General features: G+C 72.3%; 24 protein-coding genes. 9 read left to right on the top strand and 15 right to left on the bottom strand.

The window, feature by feature from the left end; all coding sequences use genetic code 11:
- Positions 1-318 precede the first annotated feature (318 nt).
- The 3 genes from ACFYST_RS29440 to ACFYST_RS29430 form a co-directional block, all read right to left on the bottom strand.
- Positions 319-1,113 carry a DUF3710 domain-containing protein gene (locus ACFYST_RS29440; RefSeq protein WP_387866718.1) on the bottom strand — a complete coding sequence of 265 codons (795 nt, stop codon included), beginning with the start codon at positions 1,111-1,113 and terminating at the stop codon, positions 319-321.
- Positions 1,114-1,266: 153 nt separating this feature from the next.
- A complete protein-coding gene (gene dut / locus ACFYST_RS29435) occupies positions 1,267-1,734 on the bottom strand; it encodes a dUTP diphosphatase (RefSeq protein ID WP_073817349.1) in 468 nt (155 codons plus the stop codon).
- Complete coding sequence (locus tag ACFYST_RS29430) at positions 1,731-2,312, bottom strand: PaaI family thioesterase (protein ID WP_387866715.1); 582 nt, start codon at positions 2,310-2,312, stop codon at positions 1,731-1,733. Before ACFYST_RS29430 ends, dut begins: the two co-directional genes overlap by 4 nt.
- 94 nt (positions 2,313-2,406) lie before the next feature.
- Between ACFYST_RS29430 and ACFYST_RS29425 the strand changes: the two genes are divergently transcribed.
- Positions 2,407-2,856, top strand: coding sequence for a DUF3093 domain-containing protein (locus ACFYST_RS29425; RefSeq protein ID WP_387648922.1), 450 nt, complete (start codon positions 2,407-2,409; stop codon positions 2,854-2,856).
- A gap of 244 nt (positions 2,857-3,100) precedes the next feature.
- Here the strand turns inward: ACFYST_RS29425 and ACFYST_RS29420 are convergent, their stop codons facing one another.
- The 4 genes from ACFYST_RS29420 to ACFYST_RS29405 all read right to left on the bottom strand — a co-directional run bounded on the left by ACFYST_RS29420 (position 3,101) and on the right by ACFYST_RS29405 (position 7,154).
- A complete protein-coding gene (locus ACFYST_RS29420) occupies positions 3,101-3,400 on the bottom strand; it encodes a DUF4193 domain-containing protein (RefSeq protein ID WP_043909894.1) in 300 nt (99 codons plus the stop codon).
- A gap of 569 nt (positions 3,401-3,969) precedes the next feature.
- The gene (locus tag ACFYST_RS29415; protein ID WP_387648919.1) at positions 3,970-4,947 is read right to left on the bottom strand and encodes an acyl-ACP desaturase; all 978 of its coding nucleotides are present in this window, start codon (positions 4,945-4,947) and stop codon (positions 3,970-3,972) included.
- A gap of 202 nt (positions 4,948-5,149) precedes the next feature.
- Positions 5,150-6,454, bottom strand: a complete 1,305-nt coding sequence (locus tag ACFYST_RS29410; protein ID WP_387648918.1) for a sensor histidine kinase — start codon at positions 6,452-6,454, stop codon at positions 5,150-5,152.
- 46 nt (positions 6,455-6,500) lie between these two features.
- The gene (locus ACFYST_RS29405) at positions 6,501-7,154 is read right to left on the bottom strand and encodes a response regulator transcription factor (RefSeq protein WP_030458051.1); all 654 of its coding nucleotides are present in this window, start codon (positions 7,152-7,154) and stop codon (positions 6,501-6,503) included.
- Positions 7,155-7,619: 465 nt separating this feature from the next.
- Between ACFYST_RS29405 and ACFYST_RS29400 the strand changes: the two genes are divergently transcribed.
- Entirely contained in the window at positions 7,620-7,805 is a 186-nt protein-coding gene (locus ACFYST_RS29400; protein WP_073817364.1) for a hypothetical protein, read from the top strand.
- A 74-nt stretch (positions 7,806-7,879) separates the two neighbouring features.
- On the opposite strand, the gene ACFYST_RS29395 is transcribed toward ACFYST_RS29400, so the two are convergent.
- Together ACFYST_RS29395 and ACFYST_RS29390 are read right to left on the bottom strand one after the other, a co-directional pair.
- Positions 7,880-8,680: an inositol monophosphatase family protein gene (locus tag ACFYST_RS29395; protein WP_387648945.1), complete on the bottom strand. Its 801-nt coding sequence runs from the start codon at positions 8,678-8,680 to the stop codon at positions 7,880-7,882.
- A 5-nt stretch (positions 8,681-8,685) separates the two neighbouring features.
- A complete protein-coding gene (locus ACFYST_RS29390; RefSeq protein WP_387866714.1) occupies positions 8,686-9,822 on the bottom strand; it encodes a ferrochelatase in 1,137 nt (378 codons plus the stop codon).
- A gap of 174 nt (positions 9,823-9,996) precedes the next feature.
- Here ACFYST_RS29390 and ACFYST_RS29385 point away from each other — a divergent pair, with 174 nt between their 5' ends.
- Both ACFYST_RS29385 and ACFYST_RS29380 read left to right on the top strand, forming a co-directional pair.
- Positions 9,997-11,250, top strand: coding sequence for an MFS transporter (locus tag ACFYST_RS29385; RefSeq protein ID WP_387866711.1), 1,254 nt, complete (start codon positions 9,997-9,999; stop codon positions 11,248-11,250).
- A gap of 116 nt (positions 11,251-11,366) precedes the next feature.
- On the top strand, positions 11,367-12,668 hold the full coding sequence (locus tag ACFYST_RS29380; protein WP_387866709.1) for a D-arabinono-1,4-lactone oxidase: 1,302 nt from the start codon (positions 11,367-11,369) through the stop codon (positions 12,666-12,668).
- Positions 12,669-12,675: 7 nt separating this feature from the next.
- Here ACFYST_RS29380 and ACFYST_RS29375 read toward each other — a convergent pair whose 3' ends face one another.
- Positions 12,676-13,488 (bottom strand): hypothetical protein, encoded by an 813-nt coding sequence (locus tag ACFYST_RS29375; RefSeq protein ID WP_387866707.1) that lies wholly within the window; start codon positions 13,486-13,488, stop codon positions 12,676-12,678.
- A 438-nt stretch (positions 13,489-13,926) separates the two neighbouring features.
- On the opposite strand from ACFYST_RS29375, the gene sepH reads away from it, so the two are divergent.
- Positions 13,927-15,003, top strand: coding sequence for a septation protein SepH (gene sepH, locus ACFYST_RS29370; protein WP_387648908.1), 1,077 nt, complete (start codon positions 13,927-13,929; stop codon positions 15,001-15,003).
- Between the two features lie 164 nt (positions 15,004-15,167).
- Here sepH and ACFYST_RS29365 read toward each other — a convergent pair whose 3' ends face one another.
- From ACFYST_RS29365 to ACFYST_RS29345, 5 genes are all read right to left on the bottom strand, one after another.
- Complete coding sequence (locus tag ACFYST_RS29365) at positions 15,168-15,998, bottom strand: sulfurtransferase (protein ID WP_387866704.1); 831 nt, start codon at positions 15,996-15,998, stop codon at positions 15,168-15,170.
- A gap of 35 nt (positions 15,999-16,033) precedes the next feature.
- Positions 16,034-16,681: a thymidine kinase gene (locus ACFYST_RS29360; protein ID WP_387648903.1), complete on the bottom strand. Its 648-nt coding sequence runs from the start codon at positions 16,679-16,681 to the stop codon at positions 16,034-16,036.
- A gap of 46 nt (positions 16,682-16,727) precedes the next feature.
- A complete protein-coding gene (locus ACFYST_RS29355) occupies positions 16,728-17,888 on the bottom strand; it encodes an alkaline phosphatase family protein (RefSeq protein WP_387648900.1) in 1,161 nt (386 codons plus the stop codon).
- Between the two features lie 7 nt (positions 17,889-17,895).
- Positions 17,896-18,480 (bottom strand): DUF5998 family protein, encoded by a 585-nt coding sequence (locus ACFYST_RS29350; protein WP_043909865.1) that lies wholly within the window; start codon positions 18,478-18,480, stop codon positions 17,896-17,898.
- A 122-nt stretch (positions 18,481-18,602) separates the two neighbouring features.
- Positions 18,603-21,371 carry a GNAT family N-acetyltransferase gene (locus ACFYST_RS29345; protein WP_387866728.1) on the bottom strand — a complete coding sequence of 923 codons (2,769 nt, stop codon included), beginning with the start codon at positions 21,369-21,371 and terminating at the stop codon, positions 18,603-18,605.
- Between the two features lie 181 nt (positions 21,372-21,552).
- On the opposite strand from ACFYST_RS29345, the gene ACFYST_RS29340 reads away from it, so the two are divergent.
- The 4 genes from ACFYST_RS29340 to ACFYST_RS29325 all read left to right on the top strand — a co-directional run bounded on the left by ACFYST_RS29340 (position 21,553) and on the right by ACFYST_RS29325 (position 24,837).
- Positions 21,553-21,831, top strand: a complete 279-nt coding sequence (locus ACFYST_RS29340) for an HPr family phosphocarrier protein (protein ID WP_387648897.1) — start codon at positions 21,553-21,555, stop codon at positions 21,829-21,831.
- A gap of 223 nt (positions 21,832-22,054) precedes the next feature.
- Positions 22,055-22,747, top strand: a complete 693-nt coding sequence (locus tag ACFYST_RS29335; protein WP_387866702.1) for an AzlC family ABC transporter permease — start codon at positions 22,055-22,057, stop codon at positions 22,745-22,747.
- Positions 22,740-23,054 carry a branched-chain amino acid transporter permease gene (locus ACFYST_RS29330; protein WP_387648893.1) on the top strand — a complete coding sequence of 105 codons (315 nt, stop codon included), beginning with the start codon at positions 22,740-22,742 and terminating at the stop codon, positions 23,052-23,054. The genes ACFYST_RS29335 and ACFYST_RS29330 overlap by 8 nt, the downstream gene beginning before the upstream one ends.
- A 181-nt stretch (positions 23,055-23,235) precedes the next feature.
- Entirely contained in the window at positions 23,236-24,837 is a 1,602-nt protein-coding gene (locus ACFYST_RS29325; protein WP_387866700.1) for an ABC-F family ATP-binding cassette domain-containing protein, read from the top strand.
- The last annotated feature ends 66 nt before the right edge of the window (positions 24,838-24,903 follow it).

Here is a 24,903-nt window from a genome sequence, read left to right as displayed (position 1 = left end):
TCCAACCGATCCAGAAGGACCGGCCGGGGATGTCAACATATCTGGCGTTGACTTTTGGCACGCTGTTGAGTTCTCAAGGAACGGACACTTCCTTCGGTCTGCCTTCCAGCAGGCCCTCCGGGCGCTTCGTTCTTTCGTGTTCTCAGCTTATCAGATGTTTTCCGCTCCGTTTTCCGGAGTTTCATTCGATCCGACTTGCTTTCGTTCGCCCCTCTCGGTGCGACTCCGGAACTGTACGGGGATCCGCGTCCGCAAAGCAAATCCGCCCCCGCACGCGGACCGTGCGGGGGCGGAAGGGGACGCGGGACGTCCTGGAGGTCAGCGGACCTCTGTGATCTCGGGGCCGCGCGAGAACGGGTCGATGGAGCCGCCCGCGTAGGGGGACTCGCCCTCGGCGGTGGGGGCCGCGGCGCCGTCGGCGACCATCTGGGCGTCCTCGGGGAGCTTGAGGACGATCGGGTCGCGGGGCGCCATGGGGGCTTCGCCACGGACCACGACGGTCTGCCGGAAGACCTCTTCGAGGATGCCGGCCATCTCGGGCTGGACCGCGGCCTGGCCGGAGATCACGCCGCGGAGGAACCAGCGCGGTCCGTCGCAGCCGATGAAGCGGACCAGCTGGACACCCTGGGTGCCGTCGGGGAGCTGCACCGGGACCTGGGCGCGGAGGTGCCAGCCGAGCGAGCCCTCCTCTTCCTCGATGGCGCCGCCCTGGCTGGTGATGCCGTTGGCGATCTCCTCGCGGACCTCGCCCCAGATGCCCTCCGACTTGGGGGCGGCGAAGGCCTGCAGCTGGATGGCGCTGTTGCCGAGCACCAGGGTGGCGGCGACGATCGAGTCACCGGCCACCTCTACCCGGAGCTCCATGCCCTCGACGCCGGGGACCAGCAGGCCACCCAGGTCGACGCGGCCCTCTTCGGGCTTCTCCAGCTCGGAGACGTCCCACGGCCCGTCCGGGCGCGGGGCCGGCGGGAGGCCGACCCGGTCGGCCGGGTCGAGTTCGGTGTCGTTCTCGTTCTCGACGGAACCCTCGACGTCATCGGCCGTCTCGTCGGCGCTGATGGCGTCCTCGGCGAGCTGCTCGACAGCGTCCTCGCTCTTGCGACGACGGAACACGGTCACTGTCCTTCCCGGTCCAAGACCGAATCCAAGACCGAACGCGAATATCTGCTACCTGCTACCCATCGGACCGGCCGAAAATCGCTGCAACTGCATCGCTTCTTCCACCGCTCGTCGTGCTGCCCGGCTGGGCCGGGACCGCGGCGCATGCTAGACCGCAGCGTGACCGCCGGTCGAGCCGAACCCGCCTTCGGCCCGGACCGAACCCGGGAGTTCACCCACTTCGTGGAAGCGGGCCTTCTCGACCTGCTGGATGACCAGCTGGGCAATTCGGTCGCCTCGCTTGAAGTTGACCGGCTCCCGAGGGTCCAGGTTGACGACGATCACCTTGATCTCACCACGGTACCCGGCATCGACCGTCCCTGGGGCGTTCACCAGTGCAACTCCGCAGCGGGCTGCCAGACCGGAGCGCGGGTGAACGAACGCGGCGTAGCCGTCCGGTAGCGCAATGGAGATGCCGGTGGGGAGCAACGCCCGTTCGCCGGGCTGGAGTTCGGCGTCCTCGGTGGTGCGCAGGTCGGCGCCGGCGTCGCCGGGGTGCTCGTAGGCGGGGAGCGGGATCTCCGGGTCGAGGCGGCGGATCAGGATGTCGACGGGCTGGCGGGCGGAGTCGGTCACGGGTTCACCTCGAAGGCTCGGGCGCGTTTGATCTGGTCCGGGTCGTCCAGGACCTTCTGCACGTCCTCGGGTCGGCCGTGCGTGGTGAAGTGTTCCAGCTTCACCTGGACGAACAGTGCCTGGGCGCGAATGGCGACCGGCCCGTCGGGGCCGCCGATGCGGCCTTCGGCGGCGCTGTAGACCTTGCGGCCGTGGACGCCTGTCACCCGTGCGTGGATGTGCAGCACGGAGTCGACGGGGACGGGGCGGACGAAGTCGGTCTCCAGCCGGCCGGTGACGGCGGGGGCGCCGAGCAGCCAGTTGAGCGTGCCGAGGGTCTCGTCCATGGCGCTGACCAGGATGCCGCCGTGGGCGAGGCCGGGGCCGCCCTGGTGGGCCATCTTGACGGTGAACTGCGCGGTGACGTCGAGCTGTTCGCCGGCGACGGCGGTGAGCTGGAGGCCGTGCGGGTGGTGCGGGCCGCAGCCGAAGCAGCCGTCGTAGTGGGATCCGATGACGGTGCCGGGTGCGGGGGCGTACGGGGAGCGGGGCGGCAGGACGGCGTCCGCGGGCGGGGTGGTGGGGGTGGGTCCGTTCACGCTCGCGACCCTACCTGCCAGTAGGTTTCCGGGACAGGCACGCCGAGGGGCCCCGGCCGCCGAGCACGGCGTGTGCTGCGCCCACAATGGAGGCATGTACGAGGAACGTCTCACCGTCCCGCGGTCCTGGTGGCTGCTGCCCGTGGCGCTCGGGCTTTCGTTCGGGCTGATCATGCTCCGGTTCAACGGACTGGGCGCCCTGATCGGGCTGGTCGTGGGGGTGGCCGCCGGTGCGGCCGCCCTGAGCAGCTACGGCTCGGCGCGGATCCGGGTGGTGCAGGGATCGCTGGTGGCCGGGCAGGCCCGGATCCCGGTGAGCGCCCTGGGCGAGGCCGAGGTGCTGAACCCGAAGGAGGCCGTCGCCTGGCGCTCGGTGAAGGCCGATCCGCGGGCGTTCATGCTGCTGCGCAGCTACGTCCCGACGGCGCTGAAGGTCGCGGTGACGGACCCGACCGACCCGACCCCGTACCTGTACCTGTCGACCCGGTCGCCGCAGCGGCTGGCGGACGCGCTGGGCGAGGCGGCGGGCGGCCGCAGCCGCTGACCGGCGGCCCGGGGACAACCACAACGCAGACAGACCGAAAGGGACGGCCCCACCAGCGTGGGGCCGTCCCTTTCGGTCTGTCTGCGTGCTCTGCGGGTGCAGGCGCGCGGTTCGCGTTCTGCCGGGTGCGACCGCTCGGGACGGTCGCTGCTTCTGCCTCCGGCCCCGCTGCTCAGGGCCGGACGGGGCGGCGTACCGGGCCGGCGGAGGGGTGTCGCCCGCCCGGGCCAGTGCCGCTCCGTTTTCAGGCGCCGCAGTCCCGGCAGATCGGCTGGCCGTTCTTCTCGCTGTAGAGCTGGCTCCGGTGGTGCACCAGGAAGCAGCTCATGCAGGTGAACTCATCGGCCTGCCGCGGCAGCACGCGGACCGACAGCTCCTCGTTGGAGAGGTCGGCACCGGGAAGCTCCAGGCCCTCGTTGGCGTCGTACTCGTCGACGTCGACGGAGCCGGAGGCCTTCTCGTTCCGGCGGGCCTTCAGTTCCTCGATGCTGTCCTCGTTGAGGTCGTCATCGGTCTTGCGTGGGGTGTCGTAGTCCGTTGCCATTTTTCGCTCTCCCCCTTTGGGTGTGTGCGGTATCTCCAGCGCACGTAACGCCTGGGGGGCCGGTCTTGTGCCCGACCCGAGGGCGAGATTGTGCCTTACTTCAAGCCCTGTTACTCAATCGACACCCGGCCCGAGGCCCGTCGGGACGGTCGAACAGGGTTCGAAAGAGGTCACCCGTGCGGGTGAGCCGGCCACAGGTGCGAGTCAGCGATCGTGACGGTGCGTGGCGGCCGATCGGCGCCCGGAGCGACAACTCGGCGGTCAGGAAAGGTTCTTGACCAATGGTCGAGTTGTCCGCGATTATCGGGCGCGGTGACCCACCGTAGCCACCCCATCCGAACGGGTGATCGCCCGGCCGGGTGGCACCAATGAGCCACCCGGCCGAGTGTGATGTTCGTCACATCTGGCGCGAGTGTGGGCGATTCCCGCGAAAACGGGCCTTTCGGCTCACCTTTGTGCGGTCGGATTGTCCGCATACCGACCGGAATCGAACGGAGACGTTCCGCTCCTGGGCGACCACACTCCGCTGCGGGTGGCCGGCCACGCCCGACTGCGCGTGGCGACCGCGCTCAGGCGCGGGCGGCGGCCGCGGCGGCGCGGCGGGCGAGCAGCGCGGCCTGGCGCTCGTCGAAGCGGGTGGCCTGGGCGTCCAGGCCCTCCAGGAAGGCGCCGAGCTCCTCCTGGGCCTGCCGGCCGGCCGGGCCGAGGCCGGTGATCTCCATGACCTTCAGGTGGCGCAGCACGGGCTGCAGCACGTCGTCGTGGTGGATCCGCAGGTTGTAGATGCCGCCGATGGCGATCTGGGCGGCGGAGCGCTCGAAGCCGGGCATGCCGTGGCCGGGCATCCGGAAGTTGATCACCACGTCGGCGACGGCGCGCATGGCCTGGTCGGGGGCGAGCTCCAGGGCGGCCTTGAGCAGGTTCCGGTAGAAGACCATGTGCAGGTTCTCATCGTTGGCGATCTTGGCCAGCAGCTGGTCGCAGAGCGGGTCGCCGGAGTGGTGGCCGGTGTTGCGGTGGGCGATCCGGGTGGCCAGTTCCTGGAAGGCGACGTAGGCGACGGACTGCAGCATGCTGTGCGCGTTGTCGGACTCGAAGCCGTTCGCCATGTGCGCCATCCGGGCCCGCTCCAGCTCGACCGGGTCGACGGCGCGGGTGGCCAGCAGGTAGTCGCGGATCGCTATGCCGTGCCGGCCCTCCTCGGCGGTCCAGCGGTGCACCCAGGTGCCCCAGGCGCCCTCGCGGCCGAACATGGTGGCGATCTCGTGGTGGTAGCTGGGGAGGTTGTCCTCGGTCAGCAGGTTGACCACCAGCGAGATCCGGCCCAGCGGGGTGACCTTGGACTGGTCGAGGGACCAGGCCTCGCCGCCGAGCACGCCGTCGAAGTCCCGCCCCTGGCTCCACGGCACGTACTCGTGCGGCATCCACTCCTTGGCCACCTTGAGGTGGCGGTTGAGCTCGGTCTCCACGACCTCTTCGAGCGCGAGGATCAGCCTGGCGTCGGTCCAGGCGGTCGTTGCGATGCGCTGCACGGGGGCGATGGTCACGGCGGTTGCTCCTGCGGAAGTGCGGGCGGACCTACGGCTGCGTAGGTTACGACACCGTAAGTTCTTCCGGCCGCAAATGACAAGCCGCCCCTGTCCAGCGCTTATGTCGTTCCGACAAAGGCTGGGCAGGGGCGGCTGAGGGCGTCCCGGCACCGGAAAACGCCGTGTACGGGCACAGGCGGCCCGCAGGGTGTCCCGGCGACTAAGGGATGCGGACCTGGATGCGCAGGCCTCCTCCGGGGCGGGCAGTGGCCTCCAGGGTGCCTCCGTGGGCGCGCACCACGGAGCGGACGATCGACAGGCCGAGACCGACGCCCTTGTCGCTGCGGGTGCGGTCGGTGTTCTTCAGCCGCCGGAACGGCTCGAAGATGTGGTCCAGCTCGTAGCCGGGGACCACCGGGCCGGTGTTGCTCACCACCAGCTCGCCGCCCCCGCCGCGGACCGTGGCGGTGGTGATCTCCACCCAGCCGCCGGGGCTGTTGTAGCGGACGGCGTTCTGCAGCAGGTTGAGCGCGATCCGCTCCAGCAGCACGCCGTTGCCGTGGGCGGGCGCGGCGGCCAGTTCGGGGCGCAGCTCGACCTCGCGGTTGCCGGCCTCCGGGCGGATCTGTTCCAGCGCGCGCTGGGCGACCTCGGCGAGGTCGACCGGGCGCCGCTCGGTCAGCTCGTTCTCGCTACGGGCCAGCAGCAACAGGCCCTCCACCAGCTGTTCGCTGCGCTCGTTGGTGGCCAGCAGGGTCTTGCCGAGCTGTTGCAGGTCGGGCGAGGTGTTGGGATCGGAGAGCTGCACCTCCAGCAGGGTGCGGTTGATCGCCAGCGGGGTGCGCAGCTCGTGCGAGGCGTTGGCGACGAACCGGTGCTGGGAGTCGAAGGCGCGGTCGAGGCGCTCCAGCATCTCGTCGAAGGTGTCGGCGAGTTCCTTGAGCTCGTCGTCCGGGCCGTCCAGGTTGATCCGGCGGTGCAGGTCGGAGCCGGCCACCTCGCGGGCGGTGCGGGTGATCCGGCCGAGCGGGTGCAGTACCCGGCCGGCCACCGTGTAGCCGACCGCGAAGGCGATCACGGCCAGGCAGACCAGGGCGGTGAGCGCCTTGCGCAGCAGCGTGGAGAGCGCCTCGTTGCTCCGGGTGTCCTGGAAGTGCGCCAGCCACCGATCGAGCTCGCCCTGGTTGGTCAGGGTGGCGCCGTCGTAGGCCCGCAGTGTGACGCCCTGGCCGAGGGTGAAGTGCGGCACCAGGTCGGTCTGGAAGGCCGAGCGGACGAAGTAGTACATCAGCAGCAGCAGCACCACGCCGGCCATCAGGAACATCCCGCCGTACAGCAGGGTGAGCCGGATGCGGATGGTGGGCCGCAGCGACAGCCAGGCGAACAGGCCGTCGCCGGGGCGGTAGGCGTCGTCGTCGCGGCGTGGGCCGGGCGGGCGCGGGGGGTGGTTCGGTCGCGGGGGCACCTGGCCCGGGCCCGGAGTGGGCACGCCGGGGGCCCCGCCGGCGGGTGGCGGGGTGGTCATGGCCGTAAGTCCTCTCAGACGGCGGTGGGGGTTGCGGCGGGGCGCGTCAGACGCGGTAGCCGGAGCCGGGGACGGTGACGATCACCGGCGGGTCGCCGAGCTTGCGGCGCAGGGTCATCACGGTGACCCGGACCACGTTGGTGAACGGGTCGGTGTGCTCGTCCCAGGCCTTCTCGAGCAGCTGCTCGGCGGAGACCACGGCGCCGCCGGCCCGCATCAGGACCTCCAGCACGGCGAACTCCTTGGGAGCCAGCTGCACGGGCTTGCCGTCCCGGATCACCTCGCGGCGGCCCGGGTCCAGGCTGATCCCGGCGCGCTCCAGCACGGGGGGCAGCGGGACGGTGGCGCGCCGGCCGAGGGCGCGGACGCGGGCGACCAGCTCGCTGAACGCGAACGGCTTCGGAAGGTAGTCGTCGGCGCCGATCTCCAGGCCCTCGACCCGGTCGCTGATGTCGCCGGAGGCGGTCAGCATGATCACCCGGGTGGCCAGGCCCTGCTCGACGACCCGGCGGCAGACGTCGTCGCCGTGCACCAGCGGGAGGTCCCGGTCGAGCACCACCACGTCGTAGTCGTTGACGGCGATCCGCTGCAGCGCGGCCTCCCCGTCGTAGACGACGTCGACCGCCATGGCCTCCCGGCGCAGACCGGTGGCGACGGCCTCGGCGAGCAGCTGCTCGTCCTCGACGACGAGTACCCGCACGGTGTTTCCCTTCTCCCGGATCGGCCCAGGCCGTGCTGCCCGTGCGGGCCGTGATGCGCCGGGCGCGGATCCGGACATACGGATCCGACGGTGTCTCCATCCTGCCTGGTCGCGCGGTAAAGCAGTCGTAAGTCCGGTGCGCCGACGGCGAAAACGGAGGCTTCGGATGCCGGTTGGACTGTGACTCGGGCAACTTTCCCTTGAGTTGAGGTTTCCCGGGGCCCCGGGTGGGGAGGACACGTGCACACCGTGATGCCGTCCCTTGGCGGCTTTTCACGGCCACCACCCGCCAGTGCCCCATCCGCACCGGCCGTGGATCGAGAGCCACCGGGTCGCGACTCAATTGTCGCGCGAGCGCCCGACCGGATCCTGCACCGGTCGTGGTGCCTGTCCGGGGTTCATCCGATTCCGTGCCGGGGGGTGCCTCGGGACCGTGCCCGTCCGACACAGGAAAAGGGGGCCCGTATGGACGCCTTCACCGCCGGAATCCTTCAGCGGATCAAGAACGCCGAGCAGGATCTGCACCGCGCGATCGAGTCCGGGGACGAGTTCCTGGCCGAGGTCGAGCAGTCCGAGCTGGAAGACCTCCAGCGTCTCGCCGCCGAACACGGCGTCGACCCGATGCTCGGAACGCACCGCTCCGCCGCCTGAACCCCTCCCTCAACGCACCAGCGAGCCCTGGCACGGTCTCCCCGCGCCAGGGCTTTTCGCTGCCCGGACGGGCCTCAGTCGTGCCAGGCGCCGAGTTCCTCCAGCCGGGCCTGCAGCGGCTCGAACACGCCGGGCGGGGCGGCGATGGTGAGTTCGCCGTCGGCGGGCAGGCCGGGGCGGGAGCCGGTGAGTGCGCCGGCCTCCTGGGCGATCAGGACGCCGGCCGCCCGGTCCCAGGGGGCCAGGCCGCGCTCGAAGTAGCCGTCGAAGCGTCCGGCGGCGACGTCGCACAGGTCGACAGCGGCCGCGCCGGCCCGGCGGATGTCGCGGACCTCGCCCATCAGCGCGTGCAGCACCTCGGCCTGGTGCACCCGGCGCTCGCGCAGGTAGCCGAAGCCGGTCGCCACCAGCGCCTGGCCCCAGGCCGGGGCCGGGCGGACCGTGAGCCGCCGGCCGTTCAGCTCGGCGCCGCGGCCGCGCACCGCCTGGAACAGCTCGCCCCGGGCGGGCACGTACACCACGCCGACCACCGCTTCGCCGTCCAGTTCGGCGGCCACGCTGACGGCCCAGGACGGCAGCCCGTAGAGGTAGTTCACGGTGCCGTCGAGCGGATCGACCACCCAGCGCACGCCGCTGGTGCCGGGGCGGTCGGCGCCCTCCTCGCCGAGGTAGCCGTCGTCGGGGCGGCGGGCCGAGATCAGTTCCAGCACCAGCTTCTCGGAGGCCAGGTCCATCTCGGTCACCACGTCCACCGGGCTGCTCTTGGTGGCGGCCACCCCGAGGTCCTCGGGCCGGCCGTCGCGGAGCAGTTCCCCGGCCCGGGTGGCGGCGTCGATGGCGGTGGCGAGCAGGTCGTCCAGCAGTTCCACGATCAGTTCCTTCAGGCTTCGGCGGCGGCGGGGCGGGGGGCGCGCGGGTTGGGGCAGCAGGCGGTGGCGCACACGTCGTGGCTGGGGCCGAGGGTGCCCAGCGCGCAGCGGGTGACCGGCTCGCCGCGCTGCGCGGCGGCCCGTTCCAGGACGAGTTCGCGCACGGCGGCGGCGAACCGCGGGTCGGCGCCGACGGTGGCGGCGCGGGCGACCGGCAGGCCGAGTTCGGCGGCCTTCGCCACCGCCTCGGTGTCCAGGTCGTACTTGACCTCCATGTGGTCGGAGACGAAGCCGATCGGCACCATCACCACGGCGGCGGCGCCGTCGGCGTGCTGGGCCGCCAGGTGGTCGCAGATGTCCGGCTCCAGCCACGGGATGTGCGGGGCGCCGCTGCGGCTCTGGTAGACCAGCTGCCAGGGCCGGTCGGTGACGCCGGTGTGCTCGGCGACCGCGTCGGCGATCAGCCGGGCGACGTCCAGGTGCTGGGCGACGTAGGCGCCGCCCGGGGTGCCGCGGGCCGGGTCGTCGGGGGCGCCGGAGGTCTCCGCCATGGCGGTCGGGATGGAGTGCGTGGTGAACGCCAGCCGGGCGTTCTCCCGTGCGCCGGCCGGGAGTTCGGCGAGTGCGGCGAGGGTGGCGTCGATCATCGGCCGGACGAAGCCGGGGTGGTTGTAGAAGTGCCGGAGCTTGTCGACGGTCAGCTCGGGCCGGCCCTCGGCGGCCAGTTGGACGAGTGCGTCGGCCAGGTTCTCCCGGTACTGCCGGCAGCCCGAGAAGCCCGCGTAGGCGCTGGTGGCGAGCACCAGCACCCGCTGGTGCCCGGCGTCGGCGATCTCCCGCAGGGTGTCCACCAGGTACGGGGCCCAGTTCCGGTTGCCCCAGTAGACGGGCAGGTCGAGGCCGTGGTCGGCGAAGTCCTTGCGGAGTGCGGCCAGCAGGTCGCGGTTCTGGCCGTTGATCGGGCTGACGCCGCCGAACAGGAAGTAGTGCTTGCCGACCTCGGTCAGCCGCTCCTTGGGGATGCCGCGTCCCCGGGTGACGTTCTCCAGGAAGGGCACCACGTCCTCGGGGCCCTCCGGCCCGCCGAAGGACAGCAGCAGCAGCGCGTCGTACGGCGCGGGGTCGGTGGGGGTGCGCGTGTCGGGCATGGCTCCGATCCTGCCACCCGCGGCGGTGCGGCCGGTGCGTGCCTTCCGATGGCGGGTGTCCGGATTATCCCGGGTGCGGACGATGGATCACGGTTCGTAAGCTGTGTGGGCGATAGTTGTGCCTTACCCCTATCCACGCCCCCCGCGCCGCACCCCGTCCGACGGAGCCATCCCGTGCTGTCCAGCTACCGCCAGATATTCGCCGCCCCCGGCAGTCTGGCCTTCTCCTCCTCCGGGCTGATCGCCCGCCTGCCGATCTCGATGACCGGGATCGGCACCGTCACCATGCTCGCCGAGATGAAGGGCACCTTCTGGCTCGGCAGCGCGCTGTCCGCCACCCTCGCGATCTCGGCGGCGATCCTCGGCCCGTGGATCTCCCGCCTGGTCGACCGGCACGGCCAGCGCCGGATCGCGCGGCCCGCCACCCTGGTCACCGTGCTGGCTGCGGCCGGCCTGCTGATCGGTGCCCGGACCGGCCTGCCGGACTGGACGCTGTTCGTGTTCGCGGCGGGCATGGGCGTGATGCCCAGCACCGGTTCGATGGTGCGCGCCCGCTGGGCCCAGCTGTACCGGAACGAGCCGCCGAAGCTGCACACCGCGTACTCCTTCGAGGCGGTCGCGGACGAGATCTGCTTCATCGTCGGCCCGATCCTCGCGGTCTCGCTGGCCACCACGCTGTTCCCCGAGTCCGGCGTGCTGCTGGCTGCGGTCTTCCTGGTGGTCGGCGTCCTGCTGTTCACCGGTCAGCGGCGCACCGAGCCGCCGGTGCATCCGGCCACCCACCATGCCGGGCCCGCGGTGATCGCCAACCGGGGCCTGCAGATCCTGGTGATGACGCTGGTCGCCACCGGCGGCGTGTTCGGCTCGGTCGAGGTGGTCACCGTCGCGTTCGCCAAGGCCCAGCAGCACACCGGCGCCTCCGGCCCGGTGCTCGCCGTCTACGCGCTCGGTTCCTGCCTGGCGGGCGCGGTGTTCGGCACCCTGAAGCTGTCCGGCTCGATGGCCCGCCGCTTCCTGGTCGGGGTGACGGTGATGGCCGTCGGCATGGTGCCGCTGATCCTCGCCGCCCAGCTGATGCACGGCACCGCCGCGCTGGTGAGCGTCGGCGCCGCGCTGTTCCTGTCGGGTCTGGCCATCTCGCCGACCCTGATCACCGCGATGGCGCTGGTCGAGCGCCTGGTCCCGGCCGCCCAGCTGACCGAGGGCATGACCTGGACCACCACCGGCATGGCGCTGGGCGTGGCGTTCGGCTCCTCGGCGGCGGGCCTGGTGGTGGACGCCAGCGGCGCGGCCGACGGCTACTGGGTGCCGGTCGCCGCCGCGGGCCTCGGCGCGCTCGCCGCGTACGTCGGCATGCCCCGGCTGCGCCACCAGCTGGCCGCGGCCGAGCAGGCGCCCGCCACGGAGGCCGTGGCGTCCACGATGTGAGCCTCCCTCATGTTGGGTCCTTCGGACCATGGACCGGCGCCCGAGGCAGTGACTACGCTCCCCCTACCCACCGGTAGAACCGGCAGGCGGGACACGCGAGCGGGAGGGCTCTGGAGATGACCGAGGTCTGGCGGAACTGGGCGGGAAACCAGAGCGCGCGGCCCGCGCAGGTAACGGCACCGGGCTCGGTCGAGGAACTGGCCGCGGTGATCAAGGCGGCCGCGGTGGCCGACCGCCCGGTGAAGGCGGTCGGCTCGGGCCACTCGTTCACCGCGATCGCCGCCGCCGGCGACGCCGTGATGGTGCGCCCGGACCGGCTGACCGCGGTGCGCGGGATCGACCGCGCCGCCGGCACCGTCACCGTCGAGTCGGGCCTGCCGCTGCACAAGCTGAACCGGCTGCTGGCCGCCGCCGACCTGTCGCTGACCAACATGGGCGACATCGAGGTGCAGACGGTGGCCGGCGCCACCAGCACCGGCACCCACGGCACCGGCCGGGACTCCGGCTCGCTGGCCGCGCAGATCCGGGCGGTGGAGATCGTCCTCGCCGACGGCTCGGTGCAGACCTGCTCGGCCACCGAGAACCCCGAACTCTTCCAGGGCGCCCGCCTCGGCCTCGGCGCGCTCGGCGTGATCAGCGCACTGACCTTCGCGGTCGAGCCGATGTTCCTGCTCAGCGCGCACGAGCAGCCGATGGGCTTCGACGAGGTGCTCGACCGCTTCGACGAACTGACCGCCGTCAACGAGCACTTCGAGTTCTACTGGTTCCCGCACACCGACCGCTGCTCGACCAAGCGCAACAACCGCAGCCAGGGCCCCGCCGCCCCGCTGCCGAAGTTCAAGGCCTGGCTGGACGACGACTTCGTCTCCAACACGGTGTGGGAGGGCGTCTGCCGGGTGGGCCGGAGCTTCCCCGGCTCGATCCCGACCATCGCCCAGATCGCCAGCCGCGCCTGGTCGGAGCGCCGCTTCACGGACCAGGCGTACAAGGTCTACACCAGCCCCCGCAAGGTCCGCTTCGTCGAGATGGAGTACGCGGTGCCGCGCGAGTCGGCCACCGCCGTGCTGCGCGAACTGAAGGCCCTGGTGGAGCGCTCGGACTGGAAGATCAGCTTCCCCGTCGAAGTCCGGGTGGCCCCGGCGGACGACCTGTGGCTGTCCACCGCGAACGGCCGGGACAGCGTGTACATCGCCGTCCACCTGTACCGGGGCACCCGCGAACTGGGCTACTTCAGCGAGGTGGAGAAGCTGATGACGGCCCATCAGGGACGCCCGCACTGGGGCAAGCTGCACACCCGGGACGCCGAGTACCTGTCGTCCGTCTACCCGCACTTCGGCGACTTCACCGCACTGCGCGACAAGGTCGACCCGGAGCGCCGGTTCGCCAACGACTACCTGCGCCGGGTGCTCGGCGCCTGACCGCCCGTCAGCCGGTCTTCCCCGCGCCGGGCACGGTGTCATGCCCGGCGGCGGGGCCGGGCGAGGCCTCCCCGGTGGCCGCCGGGGAGCTGCCCGCGCTCGGCGAGGCGGAGGGCTCCGGCTTGGTGGACGGCCGGGGCGAGGCGCTGGGCGCGGGCGAGCCCGAAGTCCCCGACGAGGGCAGGTCGCTCGGCCCGGGCGAAGACGGCTCGCGGCTCGGCGGCTGGGTCGGGGCGGGCTGCTGCCATCCTTCCTTGCCCCGGCTGCCGTCACCGTCCGTACCGGTCTTGTCGCCATTTCCGTTGCCGCCGGTCGGGCGCGACGGGTTGAACGAAGTGCCGCTGCCGTCCTTGCCGGTGGTGATGTCGTGCAGCGGCTTTCCGGTGGCGAGTTCCACCGACACGATCGGCACCATCGCAATGACGAACACCAGTGCGGATACCGCCGTGTAGGACTTCCAGGTCCAGCGCCGTTTCGCCCGCACCAGCTGCGGCTCGTTCCAGTCCCCGCTGATTCCGCCCGCCGGAGCCGGCCGGGGATCCGCGCCGGGCCCGGATTCGGCGCCGCGGTTTCGCAGCCGTTCCGCGGTGCGCTTGAACAAGTGCTGGAAGACCGCGCTTCCGGTGGTCGCCCCCACCGAGACGACGGCAGCACCGAGTATCGTTCCGTACACTCCGAGTTCCGAGGCGAGTACCGCACCGACCACCGTCGCCAGCGCGCTCGCCGCAACCTGGGTGACCGTCAGGTCAAGCCGCTTGCGCTCGGGCTTCGGGTCGGCCTGGTCCGCTCCGTGCGCGAACTGCTCCCTCTGCTGCGGCATCCAGGTCCCTCGGTCGGCGTGTCGGAATTTCGAACAAGTCTCTCCATCTTGCCCAAAGAAGGACACAAGGGTCGAAAATCCGGTTCCTCCCGGTCGATATATGTGAAGATGATCACCGTCCGTTGATCACTGGCCGTCCATTGGCGTGCCCACTCTTGAGATTCCGATGATTCGCGGGAGACTTGAGCGGCGAGCCGCCCCTGTGGATGCCACGAATGGAGTACTGTTCGTGGAGCCTGAGCCTTCGGTCCCGCCTGTCGACACACCGTCAGACGACAACCCGGGCGCCCGGGTGCGATGTCGACCGTCGACGTGGCAAACAGGCAACCGTGCCACAGCGGCGCGCCCGGGCGAAAGCCCGACACGCCGGGTAACTCTGCAAGGTTGTGGCCACTCGCCAGCGGGCAGGCCACACTCAGTACGGGAGCAGCGACGCAGGTGACGTCGGCAGGCACCACCCGGGAGGTAACCGTGCCCGAACTGCGCGTCGTGGCCGTCAGCAACGACGGCACACGGCTGGTGCTCAAGGCTGCCGACAGCACGGAGTACACCCTTCCGATCGACGAGCGGCTGCGCGCCGCCATCCGGGGTGACCGGCCGCGGCTCGGCCAGATCGAGATCGAGGTGGAGAGCCACCTCCGCCCGCGGGACATCCAGGCGCGGATACGAGCCGGTGCCTCCGCCGAGGAGGTCGCACAGGCCGCCGGCATCTCGGTCGAGCGAGTCCGCCGCTTCGAGGGTCCGGTGCTGGCCGAGCGCGCCTTCATGGCCGAGCGGGCCCGCAAGACGGCGATCCGCCGCCACGGCGAGTCCACCGGCCCCCAGCTCGGCGAGGCCGTCGCCGAGCGGCTCGCGCTGCGCGGCGCCGAGAAGGACACCGAACGCTGGGATTCCTGGCGCCGCGACGACGGCACCTGGGAAGTCATCCTCGTCTACCGCGCCGAGGGCGAGCACCGGCGCGCCTCCTGGTCCTACGACCCGCCGCGACGGCTCGTCCAGCCGAACGACGACGAGGCGCGCGCGCTGATCGGCGAGAACGTCGAACGCGAGGAGGACTCGGTCTTCCCGTTCATCCCGCGGATCGCCCGCCTCCCCCAGGAGCGCCCGGCCCGCCCGATGATCGAGCGTCCCTCCGCCGACCGCATCATGCAGGTGCGCGAGGCCCGCGAGGCAGTCGCCGCGGTCTCCCCCGAACGGGACTCCCTCACCAGCCTGTTGGACGTGGTGCCGTCCTACCGCGGCGACCTGACCCCGGTCGGGCCGAGCGTGGAGACCACGGTCACCGAGGAGCCCGAGGAGATCGACGAACCCGCGAGTGCGCCTGCCGCGAGCGTCGGCGCGGGCTCCGCGTACGCGGACATCCTGATGCCCCGCTCGGTCTCCCCGCACCGCGACCGCATGGTCGGCGCGACAGACCGCCAGGCGGAAGCGGACGGCGTCCGCCCCGGCCGGCGGGCGACGGTGCCGAGCTGGGACGAGATCGTGTTCGGCTCGCGCCGCAAGAAGCCCGAGTAATCAGGGGCCCGGGGGAACGGCGGGGCCGAGACTGCTGGTGATCAGCAGGGCACGGAAAGGCCCCGTCGTTTCTGGTTCCCGTCTTCAGGCCGCCAGCAACACGGCCCTCCGCTGTCCCCGACCACTCGCAGCTCGGCCCCGCCGTTCCCCGGGCCCCTGGTGGTTCACCCCACAGCGACCGGGTTGGCCGGGTTCGCAGACCATTCGCTCCAGGAGCCCGGGTACAGCGCAGCGCCGGTGTACCCCGCGAGTTCGAGGGCGAGGAGCTGGTGCGCGGCGGTGACGCCGGAGCCGCAGTAGACGGCGGTGTGGGCGGGGGCGGTGACGCCGAGGGCGGCGAACCGGGAGGCCAGATCCGCTGCGGGGAGGAAACGTCCGTCCGCCGACAGGTTCTCCGTGGTGGGGGCGGAGGTCGCGCCGGGGATGTGGCCGGCGCGGGGGTCGATGGGCTCGGTCTCGCCGCGGTGGCGTTCGCCGGCCCTCGCGTCCAACAGGAGTCCGGTGCGGGCGAGTTCGGCGGCCTGGGCGGCGTCGACGGTGGGCAGGTGGCCGGGGTCGACCTTGAAGTCCCCGTCACCGGAGGTGGGCGTCTCGGTGCTGACGGGCTGCCCGGCGGCGAGCCATCCGGCGAGGCCGCCGTCGAGGACCCGGACGTCGGGGTGGCCGGCCCAGCGGAGCAGCCACCAGGCGCGGGCGGCGGAGAGCGAGGGGCCGGCGTCGTAGGCGACGACGGGGCGGCTCGTGGTGACGCCGGCCCGGCGCAGCGCGGCGGTGAGGCGTTCGGCGTCGGGCAGCGGGTGGCGGCCGGCGGCGCCGGGTGGGTCGGCGAGGTCGTGGTCGAGGTCGAGGTAGTGCGCGCCGGGCAGGTGGCCCTTGGCGTACTCCTCGGCGCCGGGCGGGCCGCCGAGCTGCCAGCGGATGTCGAGCAGGACCGGCGGGTGCGGGGTGTCGAGCGCGGCGGCGAGTTCGGCGGCGGTGATCAGCGGCGAGGTCATGCTGCCATTGTGGCGGCAACGGACCTGACGCGGTGTCAGCCCTCGAACGGGAGTACGTCCGGGGAGAGCACGGCGGCGCGGGCGGTGGCTGCGGTGAGGCGGCGGCGGTGGTGGCGCCGGCAGAGCACCTCGTAGCCGATCTCGTCCTCGTTGACGGCGACGTCGCCGACCACGACCTGGGCGCCCTCGACGACCATGACGCCGCCGACGGTGCGGGCGTTGTGGGTGGCGCGGGCGCCGCACCAGCAGAGGGCCTCGACCTGGAGGACCTCGACCCGGTCGGCGAGTTCGATCAGTCGCTGGGAGCCGGGGAACAGCTTGGTGCGGAAGTCGGTGGTGATCCCGAAGGTGAACACATCGATGCCCAACTCGTCCACGATGCGGGCGAGTTGGTCGATCTGTCCGGCGGAGAAGAACTGGGCTTCGTCGCAGATCAGGTAGTCGACCTTGCCGCCGGCGGAGAGCAGGTTGACCACGTAGGCCTGGAAGTCGAAGGCGTCGCCGACCTCGACCGCTTCGGCGCGCAGGCCGAGGCGGCTGGAGATGGTGGCGGCGCCGGCCCGGTCGTGGCGGGTGAAGATCATGCCCTGCCGGCCGCGGGCGGTGTGGTTGTGGTCCATCTGGAGGGCGAGCGTCGACTTGCCGCAGTCCATCGTGCCCGAGAAGAACACCAGTTCAGCCATGGGTTGAGCGTCAGCCTTTCGGGCGTGGGTGGTTGACGGGCCGGTCTCAGCCACGGACTTCGAGCAGCGGGACGAGTTGTTCGACGGGGGTCATCGAGCCGTGCAGGCCGACCATCTGGGACTCGCCGGGCTCGTTGCGGCTGGCGATGATCGCGATGTCGTCGCGCGCGGCGGCGACCACGTCGCCGATCCGGTGGTAGACCCGTTCGTCCACCTCGGGGCCGAACCAGCCTGCGGCGATGGCCTGTTCGCGGGTGGCGACCCACATCTGTTCGCCGAGGACCTCGCTCCACACGGCGTGCACGTCGCCGGCCGCGCCGGGGTGGGCGTACACGTGGCGGGCGCGGCCCTCGCCGCCGAGCAGGGCGACGCCGGCCGAGAGTTCCCAGTCCTCGTCGAAGTCGATCCGGTTCTCCGGGGTGACGTCGATCATGCCGTGGTCGGCGGTGATGTAGAGGGCGGAGCGCGGCGGGAGCTGTTCGGCGAGGCGGCGGGCGAGCCGGTCGACGGTGGACAGGGTGAGCCGCCACTCGTCGGAGTCGACGCCGTACCGGTGCCCGGCGGCGTCGAGTTCGCTCAGGTACGTGTAGACCAGGGCGCGGTCGTGCTCGGCCAGCCAGGCGGCGGCCCGGTCCATCCGCTCCTCGCCGGTGGTGCGGCCGAGGAAGGTGCCGCCGGAGAGCGCGACCTGGGTGAGCGGGGTGGTGGCGAACAGCGGGGAGGACACCTGCGCGGTGGCCACCCCCGCGAGGTGCGCCTGCTCGAAGACGGTCGGGTAGGGCTGCCAGGCGTGCGGGTCCACCGGCGGCTGCCAGCGCAGCTGGTTCATCAGCTGCCTGCGGCCCGGGATCGCCACCGTGTACCCGGCCAGTCCGTGCTGGCCCGGCGGCAGGCCGGTACCGACGGAGGCCAGCGAGGTGGCGGTGGTGGACGGGAACCCGGCCGTGATCGGCGTGCCCGCGGCCGTCAGCGAGTTGAGGAACGGCGCCCAGTCGGGGTGCCGGCGGATCAGCTCCCAGCCGAGGCCGTCCACCAGGAAGACGCACACCCGGTCGGCGGGCTCCAGCGGCAGCGTGGCCCGGTAGCCGGGCACGCCGAGACCCGCCGCCAGGGTCGGCAGCAGGTCCGAGAGGGAGGCGCCGCCGTAGCGCGGGGCGGGGGCGTCGGCGGGGTCGAGCGGATCGAACGAGTCGTAGCCGTGATGCATACCGGGCTCAGCCGTTGGCCACGGTCGCCTCGGACAGCGCCCGGGCGAACACCAGCGCCTGGGCGACCGTCTCCGGACCGTCCCCGGCCTCGCTGACCCGCAGCGACAGGTCGTCGGCGGTGGCGGAGCCGGTGTAACCGTGGTCCGCCTCGCAGTTGGGGTCAGAGCAGCCGGCCGGCTCCAGGTCGAGGCGCTGCACGGCGCCCCAGCCGATGGTGAGGACGACCTCGCGGGGCAGGGTGCCGGGGGTGTACGTCTCGGGGTTGGCGACCATGCGGCTGATCACCACGGAGTTGATCCGGTCCAGCCGGACCGTCTCGGTGGAGGTGGTGGCGTACGGGACGGGCGTGGCCGCGTCGCCGTTCTGCTCGTCGGTGTGGCTGACCACGAAGCGGGACGGGGTGAGCACCAGCACGGTGACGTGCCGGCGGACCTCGTTCGCGTCGAAGGTGGTCTCCTGGTGCACCAGGTACGAGCTGATCGGCTCGGGGCCCACCGCGGACTCCACCGCCTCGGAGACCAGCGCCGGGTAGTAGCCGCTGCGCTCGATCGCGGACCGCAGGTCCTGCGTGGTGGTACCGGTCTTCGCCATATCTCCATCCTGGCATGTCCCGCCGGTCCGGCGGGTGGCACTGCGCCGGGGTCGCCCGGCCCGTCGTCCTGCCGTCCGGCCCGGGGGTTGCCCGCTCCTGCCGGGCGGGCAACCACGCAAGATTACAGCGTGCTCATGGCGCGCGGTCCCAGATCGGTACGGACCGGCAGCGGCGCGATCCGTACCCGGGCGCCGAGCACGGTCAGGCCGTGCGGGGCGACCACCACGGGCTCCAGGTCCACGGCGGCGATCTCGGGCAGGTCGTCGACCAGGCGGGAGACCCGCAGCAGCAGTTCCTCCAGGGCTCCGGTGTCCACCGCCTCCGCGCCCCGCCAGCCGAACAGCAGCGGTGCGGCGCGGACCTCGCGGATCAGTTCGGCGACGTCCCGGTCGGTGGCCGGGACCAGGCGGTGGGCGACGTCACCCAGCAGTTCGGCGGGGGCGCCCGCCAGGCCGAAGGACAGGATGGTGCCGACCGCCGGGTCCACGGCGGCGCCGATCACGGTGTCCACGCCGCGCGGGGCGAGCCGCTGCACCACCAGTTCCGCCTGCCCGGCGCCGCCCAGCAGGGCGTCCAGTTCGCGGTGGGCGCGGCGCAGTTCGGCCTCGCTGGTGAGGTCGAGGCGGACGCTGCCGAGGTCGGGCCGGTGGCGCAGGTGTTCGGCGGTGGCTTTCAGCGCAACGGGGTAGCCGAGCGTGGCCGCCGCCTTGACGGCGCTGTTCTCGTCGGGCGCGGCCAGCGTCGGGCTGACCGGGATGCCGTAGTGCCCGAGCAGCGCCGCGGCGTCGAGATCGGGCAGGGTGACCCGGGCCCCGCCGGACTGCAGCCGGGCCGCGACCGCCTCGCGGCTGCCCAGCCCCTGCTCGACCAGCGCGCGGGCGGCGCCCTCGTCCACGCCGTCGAGTTCGGGGACCCGCGCGGTCTCCTCGGCCTCGGCGCTGCGGCGTCGCCACTTCGCGTAGCGCACCGCGTCGGCCAGCGCGTGGACGGCGCGTTCGGGGGCCGGGTAGGCGGGCACTCCCCCGACCCGCAGCCGGGCGACCAGGCCGGGCAGTGCGAGGTGGGCGAGCAGCAGCGGCTTGCCGAGTTCCCGGCCGCGCTCGGCCGCGTCCAGCAGCGCCTGGGCGATCTCCGGGGCGTCCTCGACCAGCTCGGGCGCGGACTCGGGGCCCAGCACGCCGATCGGCGGGATGGCGACGGCGATCACCGCGTCCACCTGCGGGTCGCTGAGCGCGGTGTCCAGGGCGATCCGGAAGTTCTCGCCGCTGGCGCCGGTGGTCAGGTCGACGGGGGTACGCGGGCGCAGGCCGGTGCCCAGGCAGGTGTCGTAGGTGAGCAGGCCGAGCGAGTCGGAGTTGCCGACGATCGCGACCTTGTTGCCGGCCGGGAGCGGCTGGCCGGCCAGCAGTTCGCCGGTGTCGAAGAGTTCGGTGATGGTGTCCACCCGGATCACGCCGGCCTGCTGGAACAGCGCGTCCACGGTGGCGTCGCGCAGCCGGGTGGCGGCGGGCTGGACGGCGTGGCCGGGCGGCAGGCTGCCGGTGTGCCGGGCGCCCTTGAGCACCACCACCGGCTTGGCGGCGGCCAGCCGGCGGGCGATCCGGGTGAACTTCCGCGGGTTTCCGAAGGATTCGAAGTAGAGCAGCACCACGCCCGTGGCGGCGTCCTCCTCCCAGTACTGGAGCAGGTCGTTGCCGGAGACGTCGGCCCGGTTGCCGACCGAGGCGAACGAGGAGACGCCCAGGCCGCGCCGGTGGGCGGCCTCCAGCAGGGCGACGCCGATCGCGCCGGACTGGCAGAACACGCCGAACGGTCCACGGCCGGGCAGGACGGGGGCCAGCGAGGCGTTCAGCCGGCGCTCGGGGTCGGTGTTGATCAGGCCGAACGCGTTCGGGCCGACCACCCGCATACCGGCGGCCCGGGCCTGCCGGACCAGTTCGCGCTGCTTGTCACGCCCGTCCGGCCCGGTCTCGGCGTACCCGGCGGTGACCACCACCAGGCCCTGCACGCCGTGCGCGCCGCACTCGGCGACCACGGCGGGGACGGCGGGCTCCGGCACCGCGATCACCGCCAGGTCGACCGGGCCTCGGATGTCCAGCACCGAACGGTGGGTGGGGACGCCGTCCAGCTCGGTGCCCGGCTCGACGGTGCGGTTCACCGCGTACACCGGGCCGTCGAAACCCGCCCGGATGTCGCGCAGCAGCGCCCGGCCCACCGACTGCGGGTTGCGCGAGACGCCGATCACCGCGATCGAACGGGGCGTCAACAGGCGCTGCACGGAACGCGCTTCGGCACGGTGCTCGCGGGCCCGCATCACCGCGAGCGACGCGGTGGTCGGCTCCAGGTCGAACTCCAGGTGCACCACGCCGTCGGCGAAGCTGCGCCGCTGGGTGTAGCCGGCGTCGGCGAACACCTTCACCATCTTCCGGTTCTCCGGCAGCACTTCGGCCGTGAACCGGCGGATCCCGCGCTCCTGGGCGACCGCCGCGATGTGTTCCAGCAGAGCGGAGGCGATGCCCCGCCCCTGGTGGGCGTCCTGCACCAGGAACGCCACCTCCGCGTCCGTACCGGTGGTGGACGGCATGCCCGCCTTGTCGATCCGGTCGTAGCGGACGGTGGCGATGAACCTGTCCCGCACCACCAGCGCCAGGCCGACCCGGTTCACGTAGTCGTGGTGCGTGAACCTGCGCACGTCCTTGTCGGACAGGTGCGGGTACGGGGCGAAGAAACGGAAGTACTTCGACTGGTCGGAGACCTGCTCGTAGAACTCCACCAGCCGGTCCGCGTCGTCCGCGGTGATCGGTCTGATCCGGGCCGTGCCGCCGTCGCGCAGCAGGACGTCGGCCTCCCAGTGCTGCGGATAACCGTGCTCGGCCTCTTCGCGCGCCATGGCGTGCTTGACGGTGTCGTGCTCCACGGTCGTCAGGGTAGTCGTCGGCGAGCCTGATGGCGCCGCCCGTGCCGGGCACGGCACTCTGACCCTGCTCGCCCCCGGGCCGCGACAGCACCGGCGTGCAACACTGGTCTAGACAACACCTGCACCACCCTGCACCACCTGAAAGGCACCTCTCATGGCTGAGCGCCGCGTCACCATCGGTTGGGCCGAGGGCCTGCACGCCCGTCCCGCCTCCCTCTTCGTCAAGGCCGTCACCTCCACCGGCGTCCCGATGACCATCGCCAAGGAGAGCGGCACCCCGGTCAACGCCGGCTCCATGCTCGGCGTACTCACCCTGGGCGCGGAGGGCGGCGAGACCGTGATCCTCTCCGCCGGCGCGGAGGGCGCGGAAGCCGCGCTGGACCGGGTCGCGAAGATGGTGCACGAAGGCCTGGACGAGCTGCCGGCTGCCTGATTTTTCCGGGGGGTTGTTCGGGGGTTGGGTCTCCAGGGGCCTGAGGGTGCACCACCAGGGGCCCGTGGGGGTACCTCCCAGCCCCCTGGGGCTGGGGGAGAACGGCGGGGCCGAGTCTGCTGGTGATCAACAGGGCGCTGAGCGTTCCGCCGTTTCCGGTCCCCGTCTTCGACCCCCGCCCCGTCCCACTGGATGCACGTCCCACCTGCATTAATGTCCTCGTGTGGTGACCACAACCGACGTCCAGGACCCGCACGCCATCAGATCCGCCGCGACGGACACTCTCGGAGTGGGTCTCGGCCTGTACCCCCTGGGAATAGCATTCGGGGTGCTGCTGGTGCAGAGCGGGTTCGACTGGTGGTGGGCGCCGGTCTTCTCGTTGCTGATCTACGCGGGCTCGCTGGAGTTCCTCGCGATCGGCCTGCTCCTCGCCGTGACGCCGCTCGCGTCCGTTGCCGTCACCACCTTTCTGGTGAACTTCCGGCACGTCTTCTACGGGCTCTCCTTCCCGCTGCACCGGGTTCGCGGTCGGGCCGCGAAGGCGTACAGCGTGTACACGCTGACCGACGAGGCCTACGCCCTGGCCGCCGCCCGGCCGCACCTCACGGGGCGGCGGATCGTGGCCATCCAGGCGTTCTGCCAGGCGTACTGGGTGCTGGGCGGAGTGACGGGGGCGTTGCTGGGTGCTGCCCTCCCGGGCACCGTCCGGGGGCTGGACTTCGCGCTCACCGCGCTGTTCGCCGTTCTCGCGGTGGACGGCTGGCGCGCCACCCGTGACGTCCCGGGTCCGATCCTCGCGCTGCTGTCCGCACTGGCCGCGCTGCTGCTGGCGAAGGGCCAACTCCTCGTCGTGGCCCTGGGGTTGTACGTCGCGGCGCTGACCGTCCGCTACCTGCTGAGGGGGCGTCGTGCCTGACTGGCGGTACGTGCTGGCCGGCCTGCTGGTGATGTTCGCGGTGACGCTGCTGCTGCGGGCCGCGCCGTTCGTGCTGCTGGGCCGGGTACGGGAGTCGGGGCTGCTGAAGTTCCTGGCGGCGACCATGCCGGCCGGTGTGATGGTGATCCTCACGGTCTACACGCTGCGGGACGTCCCGCTCGCCGGCGCGGGCCCGGCCGCCGCTGGTCTGGCGGCGACGCTGGGGCTGCACCTGTGGCGTCGCAACGCCCTGCTGTCGATCGTCGCGGGGACGGCCGCCTACATGCTGGCGCTCCAGCTCTCCTGACCTGCCGAAACCTCTCCCGACCGACCGAGACCTCTCCTGACCTGCGGAGACGGAAATTCGGGTGCGGGCCGCCCGGCCGTCGGCGTAGCGTCGGGACCATGTCGACGCCCCGCATCTCCTAGCAAGAGGACCAGCTCCCACGCCACCCGTGTGTCCTCTTGCTGTTTCGGAGCGTCCTTTCATGATCACCGTTCGTGGTCTCGACGTGCGCGTCGGCGCGCGTCTGCTGCTGCACAACCTCTCCTTCCACCTCGCACCGGGCGACCGGGTCGGCCTGGTCGGCCGCAACGGCGCGGGGAAGACCACCCTTCTCTCCACCCTGGCGGGCCTCGCCGAGCCCGCCGCCGGAACGATCTCGCGGACCGGTTCGACCGGTTACCTGCCGCAGGATTCCCGCGCGGCGGACCCGACCGTCCCGGTGCTGGACCGCATCCTGTCCGCGCGCGGGATGGACGGCGCGCAGCGTGCGCTGCGCGCGGCGGAGTCCGCGATGGCCGCGGCCGAAGGGCCGGCGCTCGAGCGCGCGATGAACGCCTACGCCCGGGCCGAGGCCGGCTTCCAGCGGCGCGGCGGGTACGCCGCGCAGGCGGAGGCGGCCCGGGTCGCGGCGGGGCTGGGCCTGCCCGAGCGGCTGCTGGAGCAGCCGGTGGGCGACCTGTCGGGCGGGCAGAAGCGCCGGGTCGAGCTGGCCCGGATCCTGTTCGCCGGGCACGACACGCTGCTGCTGGACGAGCCGACCAACCACCTGGACGCCGACTCGGTGGCCTGGCTGCGCGGCTTCCTGGCGTCCCACCGGGGCGGGCTGGTGCTGATCAGCCACGACCTGGAGCTGATCGCCGCGACGGTGAACCGGGTGTTCCACCTGGATCCGCAGCGGGCCGCGCTGGACGTGCACAACACCGGCTGGTCGGCGTACCTGACGCAGCGGGCGGCGGACGAGCGGCGGCGCGCCCGGGAGCGGGCGAACGCGGAGCGCAAGGCGTCCAGCCTGCACGCGCAGGCGGAGAAGATGAAGGCCAACACGAACACCGCCTCGGCGGCGAAGTCGATGGCCAAGCGGGCGGACCGGCTGCTGGCGGGCACGGCGCCGGTGCGGAAGGCCGAGCGGACGGCGCGGATCCGGCTGCCCGAACCCGCGCCGTGCGGGCGGATCCCGCTGGGTGCGATCAGCCTGGCCAAGTCGTACGGGGCCCACCGGGTGCTGGCCGGGGTGGACCTGGCGGTGGACCGGGGCAGCCGGCTGGTGGTGCTCGGGCCGAACGGCGCGGGCAAGACCACCCTGCTGCGGCTGCTCGCGGGCCGCGAACTCCCGGACGGCGGGCGGACGGTGGCGGGCCCGGGCCTGCGGCTGGGCTACTTCGCGCAGGAGCACGACACGCTCGTCCCGGACCGCACCGTGTTCGAGCACCTGTCCTCCGCCGCACCGCACTTGACGGACGGTGAGGTGCGCTCCGCGCTCGGATCGTTCCTGTTCGGCGGGGCGGACGCGGACAAGCCGGCCGGGGTACTCTCCGGCGGCGAGAAGACCCGGCTGGCGCTGGCCTGCCTGGTGCACTCGGGCGCCAACGTGCTGCTGCTGGACGAGCCGACCAACAACCTCGACCCGGCCTCCCGGGACGAGGTGCTGCGGGCGGTCGCCGGGTACCCGGGCGCGATGGTGATGGTCACCCACGACCCGGACGCGCTCGCCGCGCTGCGCCCGGACCGGGTGCTGCTGCTGCCGCAGGCGCACGAGGACCTGTGGCACGACCGCTACCGCGCGCTGGTGGGACCCGGCGCGTAGTTGCCGCTCAGCGGCGGCCGCACGCACGTGGGCGCGTAGCTCCCCGGCGGCAAGGGCTGACCCTGC

It is taken from the genome of Kitasatospora sp. NPDC004614, assembly GCF_042873675.1.
Classification (GTDB): domain Bacteria; phylum Actinomycetota; class Actinomycetes; order Streptomycetales; family Streptomycetaceae; genus Kitasatospora.
This window is presented reverse-complemented; position numbering and strand designations above follow the sequence as displayed.